Here is a 13,826-nt window from a genome sequence, read left to right on the forward strand (position 1 = left end):
CCGACCAGGTCGTCGTTCGGCACCGTCAGGTCGCCGCGGGCGGCTCCGAACGACAGGATGCGCGTGTACTTGGGCCCTTCGGCCTGCTTCAGGGTGGTCATTCGATCCTTGTCAGCTCTGCTCGATCAGCGCGATGGCTGCCGGGATGTCATCGGGCGTTTTCACGGCCACCGTCGGTAGCCCCTTCAGACCGCGCTTGGCGAGGCCTACGAGGGCGCCGGCCGGGGCGAGTTCGATGAGGCCGGTGACGCCGGCTTTCTCGAACGCCGCCATGCAGAGGTCCCAGCGCACCGGGTTGGCGACCTGTCCGACGAGCAGGTCGACGAAAGCCGCGCCCGAGGAAACCGCCGACCCGTCGCTGTTGGTCCAGATGGTCGTCGCGGGGTCGGCAACGGCGACGCTCGCTGCGGCGGCTCGGAGGCGATCGACGGCGGGCTGCATGTAGCGCGTGTGGAAGGCGCCTGCGACCTGCAACGGGATGACTCGCGCCCCGGCGGGCGGGTTGTCGGCGAGCTGGGCGAGAGCACCGAGGTCGCCCGCGACAACCAGCTGCCCGCCGCCGTTGTAGTTCGCGGGGGAGAGGCCGAGATCATCCAGCTTCGCGAGCAGTTCGCCTTCTTCGCCGCCGATGACCGCACTCATGCCGGTCGCCTCGAGCGCCGCCGCCTGCGCCATGGCGCTGCCGCGTTCGCGTACCAGGGCGAGGGCGTCGGATTCGGTGAGGATGCCGGCGGCAGCTGCTGCGGCGAACTCGCCGACCGAATGGCCCGCGACGCCCGCGAGACGATCCCGGTGGCCGGCAAGCGCACTGAAGGCGAGCAACGACGCCGCGACGATCAGGGGCTGAGCGACCGCCGTGTCACGGATGGTGTCCGCATCGGAGACCGTGCCGTGCGCGACGAGGTCAAGCCCGGCAGCCTCTGCGAGGGCACCGAGGTGTTCGGCGAATCGGGGCTCGGCAAGCCAGGGTTCGAGGAATCCGGGGGTTTGCGATCCCTGGCCGGGGGCAACGACGACGACACTCACGAGAGACCATCCTGCCAGGCGCCGGGGCGCTCGACCCGCCGGTTCCGACCAAGCATCTGGGCGATCGTTGGGCGATTCCTACGAGCGGCCGCGGCGGCTCAGCGGTCCGAGTTCGCCTTCGGCGACCCAGCGATGGCCCCGACGACCAGGGCGGCCTGCAGGATGAGGGCCTCGCGAGCGCCGGTTGCGTCGTAGCCGATGACCTCGGAGACGCGCTTGAGGCGGTAGCGCACCGTGTTCGGATGCACGAACAGCTCGCGCGCGGTCGCCTCCAGAGAGCGGCCGTTGTCGAGGTAGCACCACAGCGTCGTGAGCAGCTCCGTCGAGTGGTCTTGCAGGGGCCGATAGATGCGGTTGATGAGGGTCGAGCGGGCGAGCGGGTCACCCGCGAAGGCTCGTTCGGGCAGCAGATCATCGGCGAGTGCGGGCCGCGGGGCGTTGCGCCAGGCGCGCGCGACAGCGAACCCGGCGAGGGCGCCCTTCGCGCTGCGGGCGGCCTCGAGCAGTGATGGCACGGCGTGCCCGAGCACGAGGTGGCCGGGACCGAATCCCGGTTCGAGCTCGGCCGCGATCTCCAAGAACGCGCGGGGCTCGGTGATCGACTCGCCCTCGAGGGCATCGACCCGGCCGATGACGATGACGAGGCGGCTGCCCTGAACCCCGATGAGCACGTCGGCCTCGAGATGCCGCGCCGTGCGACGCAGCATGTCGACGTCGAGCATGCGGGGCGCTGTGCCGACGAGCACGCTCACCTCGCCATGCCCGTTCCAGCCGAGAGCGGCGATGCGGCTCGGCAACTCCGAGTCGTATTCGCCGGTCAGGATCGAGTCGACCACCAGGGCCTCGAGGCGGGCATCCCACAAGCCGCGGGCTTCCGCGGCTCGGGCGTAGACGTCGGCGGCCGCGAATGCGATCTCGCGCGAGTACAGCAGGATCGCTTCGCGCAGGCTCTCCTCGCTGTCTTTCACCCGCTGCTCGACGACCTCGACCGTCACCCGGATCAGCTGCAGCGTCTGCTGCAGGCTCACCGAGCGCAGCAGTTCGCGCGGCGCAGCGCCGAAGACATCCGCCGCGATCCAGGGGATCGACTTCGGGTCGTCGTACCAGGAGATGAAGCTCGTGATCCCCGCCTGGGCGACCAGCCCGACCGCACTGCGGCGGCCCGGGGGCATGTCGCGGTACCACGGCAGAGTGTCCTCGAGGCGTTTCAGGGTCGCCGTCGAGAGTTCGCCCGACAGCGTCCGCAGCCAGGCGAGAGTTTGCTGCTTGGTGCGCGGGGCTGCCATCAGGCCACCGCGGCGGGGGCCGCTGGAGACATCAGCTCTCGCCGCCGGCCGATCCTGAAGTACCCGCCGTCACGTCGTGCAGCCGATAGCGCTCGATCGCCTGAGCGGGAGCATCCGGGGCGACATCACCGCGTCGGGCGAGCGACTGCAGCACCCGCACGACGATCGAGGGCCCGTCGATCTTGAAGAACCGGCGAGCGGCTGCACGCGTGTCGCTGAAGCCGAAGCCATCGGCACCGAGGGTGAGGTATTCGCCGGGCACGAACGGCCGGATCTGGTCCTGCACCGCGTGCATGAAATCAGAGACTCCGACGAACGGCCCTTCCGCGCCCTGCAGCTTCTGCCAGAGGTAGGGGACGTGCGGAGACTGCTCGGGGTGGAGGAAGTTGTGCTCGTCGGCGGCCAGGCCGTCGCGACGCAGCTCGGTCCATGACGTGACGCTCCAGACATCCGCTGCCACGTTCCAGTCGCGTGCCAAGATCTCCTGCGCCTCGAGCGCCCACGGGATGCCGACCCCCGACGCAAGGATCTGCGCCTTCGGACCGAAGCCCTCTGCCGCCTTGAGCTTGTAGATGCCCTTCACGATGCCCTCGACGTCGACGTTCTCCGGCTCGGCCGGCTGCTGCATCGGCTCGTTGTAGACGGTGATGTAGTACATGACGTTGGGATCCGGATGGGCTCGGCCTTCAGAATCCGTGCCATACATCCGATCAAGGCCGTCACGCACGATGTGCCCGAGCTCGTAGCCGTAAGCGGGGTCGTAGGAGACGACGGCCGGGTTGGTCGACGAGAGCAGGTGCGAGTGGCCGTCGGCGTGTTGCAGGCCCTCGCCGGTCAGGGTCGTGCGTCCCGCCGTGGCGCCCATGATGAAGCCGCGTGCCATCTGGTCGCCAGCAGCCCACATTGCATCGCCGGTGCGCTGGAAGCCGAACATCGAGTAGAAGACGTAGACCGGGATGAGCGGCTCGCCCTGGGTCGAATACGAGGTGCCGGCCGCAGTGAAGGCGGCGAACGCGCCGGCCTCGTTGATGCCCGTGTGGATGATCTGACCCTGCGGGCTCTCCTTGTAGGCCAGAAGCAGCTCGCGGTCCACCGAGGTGTAGTGCTGGCCGTTCGGGTTGTAGATCTTCGCTGTCGGGAAGTAGGCGTCCATACCGAACGTGCGCGCCTCATCCGGAATGATCGGCACGACCCGCTGACCGATCCCCTTGTCGCGCAGCAGGTCCTTGAGCAGTCGCGCGAAGGCCATCGTCGTGGCGACCTGCTGCTTGCCGGAACCCTTCTTCATGTCTTCATAGACGTCGTCGCCGGGCAGCGTGATCTGGGTGTACTTCGAGCGGCGCTCCGGCAGGTAACCGCCGAGTTCGCGGCGGCGCTCCTGCAGGTACTGGATGCCTTCGTCGTCGGCGCCCGGGTGATAGAACGGCGGCTGATACGGGTCGGCCTCGAGCTGGGCATCCGTGATCGGAATACGCATCTCGTCGCGGAACTGCTTCAGGTTGTCGAGCGTGAGCTTCTTCATCTGGTGGGTCGCGTTGCGACCCTCGAACGACGGCCCGAGCCCATAGCCCTTGACGGTCTTGGCGAGGATGACGGTCGGCTGTCCCGTGTGCTCGGTCGCCGCCTTGAACGCGGCATAGACCTTGCGGTAGTCGTGACCGCCGCGCTTGAGGTTCCAGACCTGGTCATCGGTCAGATCCTTGACCAGTTCCGCGGTCACCGGGTCGCGGCCGAAGAAGTTTTCGCGCACGTAGGCGCCCGACTCGGCCTTGTAGGTCTGGTAGTCACCGTCGGGCGTGACGTTCATCAGATTGACGAGCGCGCCCGTCGAGTCTTTCGCGAGCAGGTCGTCCCACTCGCGGCCCCAGACGACCTTGATGACGTACCAGCCGGCACCGCGGAAGAACGACTCCAGCTCCTGGATGATCTTGCCGTTGCCGCGCACCGGACCGTCGAGCCGCTGCAGGTTGCAGTTGATGACGAACGTCAGGTTGTCGAGCTTGTCGTTCGCGGCCCACTGGAGGGCGCCGCGACTCTCGACCTCATCCATCTCGCCGTCACCGAGGAACGCCCAGACATGCTGGTCGGAGGCATCCTTGATGCCGCGGTTGGTGAGGTAGCGGTTCGCCTGCGCCTGATGGATGGCGTTGATCGGGCCGAGCCCCATCGAGACCGTCGGGAACTCCCAGAACTCGGGCATCAGCCGCGGGTGCGGGTACGACGACAGGCCGCCGGTCGGATGCGACTTCTCTTGGCGGAAGCCGGTGAGCTGGTCCTCGGTCAACCGGCCCTCGAGGTACGCCCGGGCGTACATGCCGGGGGAGGCGTGGCCCTGGTAGAAGATCTGGTCGCCGCCGCCGGGGTGGTCGTGGCCGCGGAAGAACCAGTTGTGGCCCACCTCGTAGAGCGCGGCCGACGAGGCGTAGGTCGAGATGTGGCCGCCGACGGCAATGCCGGGACGCTGCGCACGGTGCACGGTGATCGCGGCGTTCCAGCGAATCCACGCGCGGTAGCGGCGCTCGATCTCTTCATCGCCGGGAAACTCGGGCTCGTTCTCGGGAGCGATCGTGTTGATGTAGTCGGTCGTCGGCACCATCGGCACGCCGAGCTGCAGATCTTTGGACCGCTTGAGGAGGCTCAGCATGACGTCGCGACCGCGACCGCGACCCTTGGCGCTGACGAGAGCGTCGAGCGACTCCTGCCATTCGGCGGTCTCGTCCGGGTCCTGATCGATGTGGTTCACCGAGTACGGGTCCTGGTCGTGGATGGGCACCGATGACCTCACAAAAGTGTTCGACGCTGGTAGAGCGTGCGGGTGGTTTGAGGGTGCGATCTTGTGGACCGCCGCGCAAAGCGCGACTCCACTCTAGTTGTCGCAGCCGTTGCGGTTTCTGAGGCGTATGATCGTGCGCTGGACCACCGGACCCCACGTTTGGTGGCGAAAGGAAGCGCGAGCAGCAATGGCTCTCGAGAACGACACGCAAGCACCCGACTTCGATCTCGCCAACCAATTCGGCGAACACGTGCGGCTCAGCGACTTCCGGGGGGTGAAGCCAGTCGCGTTAGTGTTCTTCCCGCTCGCCTTCTCGGGAGTGTGTACGGGCGAACTGTGCGCGCTTCGCGACAACCTCGACATGTTCGCCGATCACGAGGTCGAACTGCTCGGCATCTCGGTCGACTCGAAGGCGACGCTGCGGGCGTTCGCCGAGCAGGAGGGCTACGACTTCCAGCTGCTCGCCGACTTCTGGCCGCACGGTGCCGTCGCCAAGGAGTACGGCGTTTTCCTCGAGGAGAAGGGCTTCGCGAATCGCGCGACCTTCGTGATCGACGTCAAGGGCGTCATCCGCGCCTCGTTCATCACCGCCCCCGGCGAGCCGCGCTCGATCGAGGAATATCGCTCGGCGCTCGACGAAGTGCGCCCGCTCACCGTTTGAGCTCCGGCCGTCTGAGCCCCGGGGTCGCTTCCCGGTTTTCAGGAACTTGTGGGGCGCGAGTGGCGGAAGTCATCTCCCGTGGGCTCACCAGCAACGGAAGATGACATCCGTCCCATAGCTTCCTGAAAACGGAAAGCCACACCTACGGAACGGTGACGAGTGCGCTGACGTAGGCCGCGTTGCCCCCGAAGTCGATGACCCAGAGTTCCACGACGAGCTGCGTGCCCGAGGGCAGCGGATCGATCGGGTACTGCAGGTTCGCGAGTTCGGCGTACAGCCCGACGTCGCTCGTGGGCACCCAGGTGTACTCGCCGGTCGCCGGGTTGTAGTCCTGCACGAGCGGCACGATGAGCCCGTCCGCCTGCACGGAGAGCTCGCCGTAGGTGCCCGTGTCGGGGTTGTACGCGTAGTACGTCTCCGAGACGATCGTGCCGGTCGCCGCATCGAGCCCGAGTTCGAGGAGGCCGTTGACCGCCTCGCTGTTGCTGGAGTCGTAGTAGTCGAGCGGCACACTGATACTCGCTGTGCCGGCGTTCTCGTCCTGCGAGTACGCGAGGTACGCGAGCGAGGTGTCGACGCCGTCACTGAGCGACAGGTACCCGAGGTCGTAGAACGCGCTCGCGACGCCCGAACCATCGGTCGAGACGTGGGCCGGACGCTCGCCGATGTAGCTGATCGTGCCGTCGCCGTTGAGGATGCCGTAGTAGAGGAAGGCTTCCGAGATGTTGGCCTCGGCGCCCGCCCCGAACTGACCCGACACGTAGAGTCCGCCGTCGGCGAACTCGACGATCGCGTCGTTGGAGATGAAGTCGGGCAGGTCGCCGGCGTCGATCTGGCCGCCCTCGGCGTAGTACGTGGTGAGGAAGTCGGCCCAGCCGGTGCGCTCCGCGACGGCCGCGTACTCGGGGTTGTAAACCCCGTCGTTCGGCGGGAAGTAGATCGAGAGACCGGTGGCGCCGCGCGTCGCCTGCCCGTCGACCCGGTCGAGCACCACGTCGTTCACAGCGCGCACGACCGCATCCGCTTCGTCGGCAACGTCGAGAGCGTCGACGCTGATCTCGCCGGCGAGGATGCCGAGATCCTTCATGTGGGTGTCGTAGCGGGGGTCGGGGTTGGTACCGAAGCCGAGGGTCTGGGCGAGCGTGCGGCCCACTGTCGGTGCGACGTCGGCAACGCGTTCGGTGAGCGCCGCCGCGAATGTCGAGACCGCTTCGTCGACGACCGCGAAGTTCTCGAGGTCGACGAGCGAGAGGGTGATTTCGTTCTCGGTGCCCGACGCGAGCGCCTGGTTGCGGAAGCCCTCGATCAGCGCAGAGCCGAGTTCGTCGACCGTCGCTCCGCGGAACGCCGCCTCAAAGGCGGTGTAGTCCCAGCCGTGGCCGGGTTCGAGTTCCTGCGACGCGACCAACCGGTCGGCGTGCGGAGCCATGGTCGAGGCGACCTCGAACGTCGCCATCAGGCACGCGTCGAACCCGAGAAGAGCGAGCTTGTCGACCCCGGCCTCTTCAAGGCCTTGGCCGATCGCCTGGTCGAGTTCGGCAAGCGTGAGCGAGTCGTTGTCGTGCGACTCGTCGCCGCCGACGCCCGGCCACGAGGCGCCGTGGTCGGAGATGACGAGCCCGTAGTTCGCCGCCGGGTACGCCCTGATGGTCTCGCGGATGAACGCGGCGAGCACGTCGGGGTCACCGGTATTGATCGGGCCGTAATCGGCGAGTTCGGTGGCACCGCCCTTCTCGATCTCGAGAAGCTTCGCGCCCGTCCAGTCGGGGATGCCGAGCACCGAGGTGTCGGTGTAGCCCTCGGCGCGGTCGACCAGGGCGATCAGGTTGAAGCCCGGCTGCGAGCCGACGAGGCCCATCTCCTCGACGTCGTCCATCATGAACGGCTCGAGGTTGGTGTCGGCGATCTGGTAGCTGATGATGGTCCAGCTGTCGGGGGCCTGGATGCCGCCCGGGGTGCCGATGCACGCAGTGAGCCCGGCTGTTGCGAGCACGCCCGCGCCAAGTGCCGACAGGGTTCTGGAGAACCGGGATCGCGCCATCCGTCTGCCTCTTTCGTCCACGTTGGGGTGATGCTCGCTCAGGATACTGGTCTGTCGAGGCCGCGCTTCGTTGTCGCGGCCTCCAATCGGGAGACCTGTTCACGGAGCGCCGCCAGCTCTTCGAGAATGCGCTCGTCGAGAGCCTTGTCTTCCTCGAGGGCCTCGTCGATGTCGGCGATCTTCATGCGGTCCATCGCTTCGACGACGACCGCGATCAGCAGGTTCAGCACGATGAGCGAGGCCGCGATCGTGAACACGATGAAGAAGCCCCAGATCCACGGAGCATCGAAGGCCATCGGTGCCACGAAATCGGGCCAGCCGTCGCCGAACATGATGCGGAAGAGGGAAGCTCCCGATACCCAGAGGTCGCCGAAATGGTCGGGGTTCTGAGCGCCGAACAACGTGGTCGCGGCGACCGAGAAGACGTAGATCAACATGAACAGCAAGGCGCCGATCGACGCGATCCCCGGCATCGATGCGCCGAGTGCGGTCACCACGAGGCGCATCGACCGCACGGCCGACAACAGTCGCAGCACACGCAAGAGCCGCAGCACGCGCAGGACGCCGGCTTCACTGCCAGCCGGGATGAGTGCGACGATGACGACGAAGAGGTCGAACAGGTTCCAGCCGCTGCGGAAGAACGACAGGCCGTGCGCGAAGATCCGCAGCGTGATCTCGACGACGAAGATGCCGATGATGGCGGCGTTGACGATCGTCAGCGCCTCCCCGATCGCATCCACCACCGCCGGGTAGGTTTCCAGGCCGAGGATGATCGCGTTCAGCACGATCAGCGTGATGATTGCGCGTTGAAACGGCTTCGACTCGACAAGGGCGCGAACGCGTTCGCGTGCGACTCTCATGCCGACACCTTAGAGCGACCGGTAGCATCGCTTCGTCGCGGGCTCTTAGCTCAGTTGGTAGAGCGCCTCGTTTACACCGAGGATGCCGGGGGTTCGAGTCCCTCAGGGCCCACTATCCCGCGTTCCGCTCGGCCCGAGCTCGCGTGGCAGGATGAGAGGCCGCGAGAAGGGGCGACGTGGAGCGCAAAGACTGGCAGAACTACGAGTTCCCGGCGAAAGTTGCGGGACGCATCCCCCGTCGAGGGGCGTCGTCACCGTTCGCCCGCTGGTTGTTGCAGGACGCCGTGCAGCCCGTTGGCCCAGAGAGCGACGAACACACCCGTTCGAAGAGCGCGTGGTGGAAGGTCATGGCGCTCACCGGCGTCGACTATTTCTCGACCCTGTCCTACCTGCCGGCGATCGCCGTGCTCGCCGCCGGGGCGCTCTCGCCGCTCGCGACGCTGCTCATCGTCGCCCTCACGCTCTTCGGCGTGCTCCCGATGTACCGCCGGGTGGCGAAAGAGAGCCCGCACGGTCAGGGTTCGGTCGCGATGCTCGAGCGACTCTTGCCGTTCTGGCGCGGCAAGATTTTCGTCCTGATCCTCCTCGGCTTCGTGGCGACCTCGTGGATCATCACGATCACGCTGTCCGCCGCTGACGCCTCGGTGCATCTGCTCGAGAACCCGATCGTCCCCGAGGGTCTCCGCTGGCTCCAGGTTCCCGTGACGGTCGCCCTCCTCGTTATCCTCGGCGGGGTGTTCCTGCTCGGGTTCACCGAGGCGGTCAACGTTGCGATCCCACTCGTGGTGGCATTCCTCGCTCTGAACGCCGTGGTGATCGGCTTGGGCATCACGCAGCTCGTTCTGCACCCCGAGGCCATCGTGGACTGGCAGGCAGCCCTGGTACGCGACACCGGCGGCATCGGCGGCGTCGTCGTGACGACGCTCATCGCCTTCCCGCTCCTGGTGCTCGGGCTGTCGGGATTCGAGACCGGCGTGAGCATGATGCCGCTCATCGCCGAGAAGGGTGCCACGAAGGAGGCGCGGCTCGCGGCGCGCATCCGCAACACCAAGAAGCTGCTGACGACGGCCGCGCTCATCATGAGCGCCTACCTGATCACCAGCACGTTCGTCACGACGCTGCTGATCCCGGCCGAGGAGTTCGAGCCGGGCGGCGAGGCAAACGGCCGAGCCCTCGCCTACCTCGCCCACGAGTTCCTGGGCCCGGTATTCGGCACCGCCTACGACCTGAGCAGCATCCTGATCCTCTGGTTCGCCGGGGCCTCGGCGATGGCGGGGCTCGTGAACATCGTGCCGCGCTACCTGCCGACCTACGGGATGGCACCGGACTGGTCGCGGGCCGTTCGACCGGTCGTGCTCGTCTACACCGGCATCAGCATCGTCATCACGATCGCCTTCCAGGCGGATGTCGACGCCCAGGCGGGTGCGTACGCGACGGGGATCCTCGCGATGATGGTGTCGGCCGCGGTCGCCGTACTCATCGCCGCCATCCGGCAGAAGAGAACACCCGCGATCATCGGATTCTCGGTCGTCACGCTCGTACTCGGCTATGCCCTCGGAGCGAACATCATCGAGAAGCCGGACGGCATCGCCATCTCCGGGATGTTCATCCTCGGAATCGTCGCGGTGTCGCTGGTCTCGCGCATCAGTCGCTCGACCGAGATCCGGGCGGAGACCGTCGAGTTCGACGAGGCCGCACGGGGGTTCATCGAGGGGTCGCTGCGGCACGACGGGCGCATCAACATCGTCGCGAACCGCCGCCAGGCCGGCGACCGGGCCGAGTACCTCGACAAAGAGAAGACGCAGCGGCGGATGAACCCGGTGCCCGGGCGTGCCGACATCCTGTTCCTCGAGATCGAGGTCATCGACCCGTCCGAGTTCCGCGAGGTCATCACCGTCGAGGGCGTCGCCGTCGACGGCCACCGTGTGCTGCGCGCGGCGAGCCCGGCCGTGCCGAACGCGATCGCGGCGATCCTGATCGCGATCCGCGATGCCACCGACGTGAGACCGCACGCGTACTTCGAGTGGTCGGAGGGCAACCCGGTCTTCCACCTGATGCGCTATCTGCTGCTCGGGCGCGGCGACACCGCCCCGGTCGTGCGGGAGATCCTGCGCGAGGTCGATGCCGATCCCGACGACCGGCCGATCATCCACGTGGGCGGGTGAGCGGATGCTGCACGTCCGCGTGACTGCACCCCGGCACGTCTGCGACGCCGTCGTCGAACGGATCACCGGCGACCCGGCGGTCGCCAACGTCGCGTTGCTGCGCGGTGCCGCCGTCGACGGCGGAGGCGATCTCGTGCTCTTCGACGTCGCACGCGAGGCTGCCAACCCTGTGCTCGACGGGCTCCGTGGCCTCGGCGTCGTGGAAGCGGGGTCGATCGCAATCAGCGAAGCGGTCGAGGTGTTGGGCGATTCGGCGGCGCGAGCCGAGCGTCGATCGCCCGGGCATCCCTCGGACGGTGTCATCTGGGAGGGGGTCGAGAACCGCGCACGCGACGACTCGAGGCTCTCCTGGTCGTTTCTCGCCTTCCTCATCCTGGCGACGCTCATCGCCGGCATCGGACGCTACCTCGACCAACCCATCCTCATCATCGGAGCGATGGTCGTGGGCCCAGAGTTCGCGCCGTTGTCGGCGATCTGCGTCGCGCTGGTACGCCGCAGACCCGGGATGTTGCGGCCCGCGATCGTGACGCTCACCGCGGGTTTCGTGATCGCCATCGTTCTCGCGACGGTCGCCTGGGCGGTGGCCTATCTCGCCGGGGCGATCGACCCGGTTCTTGCGACGACGGGAGAGCAGACCGAGTTCATCGTCAAGCCCGACATCTGGTCGTTCATCGTCGCGCTCCTGGCGGGCTGCGCGGGCATCCTGTCGCTCACCTCCGCCAAGTCGTCGGCGCTCGTCGGCGTCTTCATCTCCATCACGACGGTTCCCGCCGCCGCGACCATCGCGTTGACTCTCGCGGTCGGCGCCTGGGACGAAGCCGCAGCCTCGGGGGTGCAGCTCGGCATCAACCTGCTCGGGATCCTGGTCGCAGGCGTCGCGACCCTGTGGGTGCAGACCCTCTTGTCGGGCAGGCGTCGCCGCCCTCGGGGTTAGGGCCGCTCGGCGTCATCCGGGACGAAGCGGTAACCCATCCCGGACTCGGTCACCAGGTAGCGGGGCGCCGCCGGGAGGGGCTCGAGCTTCTTGCGCAGCTGCGAGAGGTACAGGCGTAGGTAGCCCGTGTCGGAGGTGTACTGCGGACCCCACACTTCGGTGAGGAGCGTCTCGCGCGTGACGAGCCGCCCCGGATTGCGCAGCAGCACCTCGAGCAGCCGCCACTCGGTCGGGGTGAGGCGCACCGCCGAGCCGCCTCGGGTCGCGATGTGGGCACCCAGGTCGATCACCACCTCGCCGAAGGAGACCACGGGCTCGCCAGAAGCGGCAGGGGTGCGTCGGGAGAGTGCCCGAATGCGCGCGAGCAGCTCGTCGGCGGCGAACGGCTTCGTCACGTAGTCGTCAGCGCCGGCGTCGAGCGCCGCGACCTTGTCCCACGACTCTGTGCGCCCGGAGACCACCAGGATGGGCACCGTCGTCCACCCGCGGAGCGCCTGGATGACCTCGATTCCCGACAATCCCGGCATCCCGAGGTCGAGGACGACGAGTTCGGGATGCGTTCGGGCGGCAGCGTCGAGTGCGGCCTGTCCGTCGGGCGCCGTGGTGACCTCGTAGCCCCGGGCGCCGAGGGTGATCCGCAGTGCGCGCAGAATCTGCGGATCATCGTCGGCGATGAGAACTCTCACTCCGCGGCCTCGACGGCTGCGAGTTCGACGGCTGCGAGTTCGACGACCATGGTGAGCCCGCCGCCGGGGGTGTCCTCGGCCTCGAGGGTGCCCCCCATCGCCTCGACGAAGCCCTTGGACAGGGCGAGACCCAGGCCGACACCGGCCGAGTTGTCGGTGTCGCCGAGACGCTGGAAGGGCACGAAGACATCCTCGCGCCTCTCCTCCGGAATGCCGGGACCGGTGTCGATGACACGAAGCTGGACTCGATCGCCGTGCTCGCTCGTGGCGACGAGCGGCGGTGCGGATTCGGGTGCGAATCGGAGCGCGTTGGCCACGAGGTTGACGATGACGCGTTGCAGCAGCACGGCATCCGCCCGCACGTCGCGCACCGGCTGCAGGTCGAGCGCGATCCGGCCAGGGGGGAGACCGAGCTCGTCAATCGCGCCGCCGACCGAGCCGTCGAGTTCGACGTCGTCGAGGGTGACCCCGAGTACCCCGGCCTGAAGCCTGCTGACGTCCAGCAGGTCGGTCACGAGCGTGCCCAGTGCCTCGAGACTCTCATCGGCCGTCGCGAGGAGCTCGGCGCGGTCGCTGTCGTCGAGGTGCACGTCTTCGCTGCGCAGCGAAGTCACGGCGGCCGTCGCGGAGGCGAGGGGCCGGCGCAGATCGTGGCCGACCGCGGCGAGCAGCGCGCTGCGCAGCTTGTCCGCCTCGGCGAGCGGGCGGGCCCCAGCGGCTTCGGCCTGGAGACGACGCTGTTCGAGGGCGGTCGCGAGCTGCGAGACGAACGCCCCGAGGATGCGGCGGTCGGAGGTGGTGAGGCGGCGACCGCGAAGGTAGAGATTGGCATGCCGACCGAGGGGGATCGTGGTCTCCTGGTCGTCGTCGTCGGCGATCTCGGGATCGCGCGCGGACGCGAGGATCTCGCCGTCCTGACGGACCAGCACGCTCGTCATCCCGAAAGACTCGCGCAGCCGCGTGACGAGGGCCTGCACGGCGTCCTCGCCGCCGAGCACGCTCCCCGCGACGGCGACGAGCACCTCGGCCTCGGCCGCGGACCGGGTAGCCGCCCGAAGCCGCCGCGCAGCCTGGTCGACGACGAAACTCACCAGCACGGCGACGACCACGAAGATGACGAGCGCGAGCAGATGCAGCGGATTGGCGATCGTGATCGTGTAGAGCGGGTCGACGAAGAAGAAGTTCAGCAGCATTCCGGCCGCGACGGCCGCGACCAGCGCGGGCCAGATGCCGCCGACCAGTGCGACGATGACGACGAGCAGCTGGAACGCCAGCACGTCGCTCGTGATCGACTCGTCGGTGCGAACGGAATGCAAGCCCCAGGTGAGTAACGGGAGCCCGCTGACCGTGATGAGGAATCCGGCGAGCCGCCGACGCCAGGAGAGCGCGGCACC

10 protein-coding genes, 1 tRNA gene and 1 pseudogene are annotated in these 13,826 nt (G+C 67.7%); 4 read left to right on the plus strand and 8 right to left on the minus strand.

Annotation, left to right across the window (positions count from 1 at the left end):
* The 4 genes and pseudogenes from RMO30_RS06630 to aceE form a co-directional block, all read right to left on the minus strand.
* A pseudogene (locus RMO30_RS06630) lies at window positions 1-101 on the minus strand (3-oxoacyl-ACP synthase); the annotation flags it as partial.
* 10 nt (window positions 102-111) lie between these two features.
* Complete coding sequence (locus tag RMO30_RS06635; RefSeq protein WP_309711067.1) at window positions 112-1,026, minus strand: ACP S-malonyltransferase; 915 nt, start codon at window positions 1,024-1,026, stop codon at window positions 112-114.
* 98 nt (window positions 1,027-1,124) lie between these two features.
* Complete coding sequence (locus RMO30_RS06640) at window positions 1,125-2,312, minus strand: helix-turn-helix domain-containing protein (protein ID WP_309711070.1); 1,188 nt, start codon at window positions 2,310-2,312, stop codon at window positions 1,125-1,127.
* A 31-nt stretch (window positions 2,313-2,343) separates the two neighbouring features.
* The gene (gene aceE / locus RMO30_RS06645) at window positions 2,344-5,085 is read right to left on the minus strand and encodes a pyruvate dehydrogenase (acetyl-transferring), homodimeric type (RefSeq protein ID WP_309711073.1); all 2,742 of its coding nucleotides are present in this window, start codon (window positions 5,083-5,085) and stop codon (window positions 2,344-2,346) included.
* Window positions 5,086-5,272: 187 nt separating this feature from the next.
* Between aceE and RMO30_RS06650 the strand changes: the two genes are divergently transcribed.
* Window positions 5,273-5,746, plus strand: coding sequence for a peroxiredoxin (locus RMO30_RS06650; protein WP_309711076.1), 474 nt, complete (start codon window positions 5,273-5,275; stop codon window positions 5,744-5,746).
* 142 nt (window positions 5,747-5,888) lie between these two features.
* Here the strand turns inward: RMO30_RS06650 and RMO30_RS06655 are convergent, their stop codons facing one another.
* Both RMO30_RS06655 and RMO30_RS06660 read right to left on the minus strand, forming a co-directional pair.
* Entirely contained in the window at window positions 5,889-7,787 is a 1,899-nt protein-coding gene (locus tag RMO30_RS06655; protein WP_309711080.1) for a clostripain-related cysteine peptidase, read from the minus strand.
* A 38-nt stretch (window positions 7,788-7,825) separates the two neighbouring features.
* Window positions 7,826-8,647 carry an ion transporter gene (locus RMO30_RS06660; protein WP_309711082.1) on the minus strand — a complete coding sequence of 274 codons (822 nt, stop codon included), beginning with the start codon at window positions 8,645-8,647 and terminating at the stop codon, window positions 7,826-7,828.
* A gap of 39 nt (window positions 8,648-8,686) precedes the next feature.
* Here RMO30_RS06660 and RMO30_RS06665 point away from each other — a divergent pair.
* The 3 genes from RMO30_RS06665 to RMO30_RS06675 all read left to right on the plus strand — a co-directional run bounded on the left by RMO30_RS06665 (window position 8,687) and on the right by RMO30_RS06675 (window position 11,746).
* Window positions 8,687-8,759: transfer RNA gene (locus RMO30_RS06665), tRNA-Val, on the plus strand.
* Window positions 8,760-8,823: 64 nt separating this feature from the next.
* A complete protein-coding gene (locus RMO30_RS06670) occupies window positions 8,824-10,812 on the plus strand; it encodes an amino acid transporter (RefSeq protein ID WP_309711085.1) in 1,989 nt (662 codons plus the stop codon).
* A gap of 4 nt (window positions 10,813-10,816) precedes the next feature.
* Window positions 10,817-11,746, plus strand: coding sequence for a DUF389 domain-containing protein (locus RMO30_RS06675; protein WP_309711087.1), 930 nt, complete (start codon window positions 10,817-10,819; stop codon window positions 11,744-11,746).
* On the opposite strand, the gene RMO30_RS06680 is transcribed toward RMO30_RS06675, so the two are convergent.
* On the minus strand, window positions 11,743-12,432 hold the full coding sequence (locus RMO30_RS06680; RefSeq protein ID WP_309711090.1) for a response regulator transcription factor: 690 nt from the start codon (window positions 12,430-12,432) through the stop codon (window positions 11,743-11,745). The genes RMO30_RS06675 and RMO30_RS06680 overlap by 4 nt on opposite strands.
* Window positions 12,429-13,826, minus strand: a 1,398-nt coding sequence (locus RMO30_RS06685; RefSeq protein ID WP_309711093.1) for an ATP-binding protein, incomplete at its 5' end; no start/stop codon positions are given. The genes RMO30_RS06685 and RMO30_RS06680, both read right to left, overlap by 4 nt.

The sequence above is a fragment of the Pseudolysinimonas sp. genome, from assembly GCF_031389465.1.
Classification (GTDB): Bacteria; Actinomycetota; Actinomycetes; order Actinomycetales; family Microbacteriaceae; genus Pseudolysinimonas_A.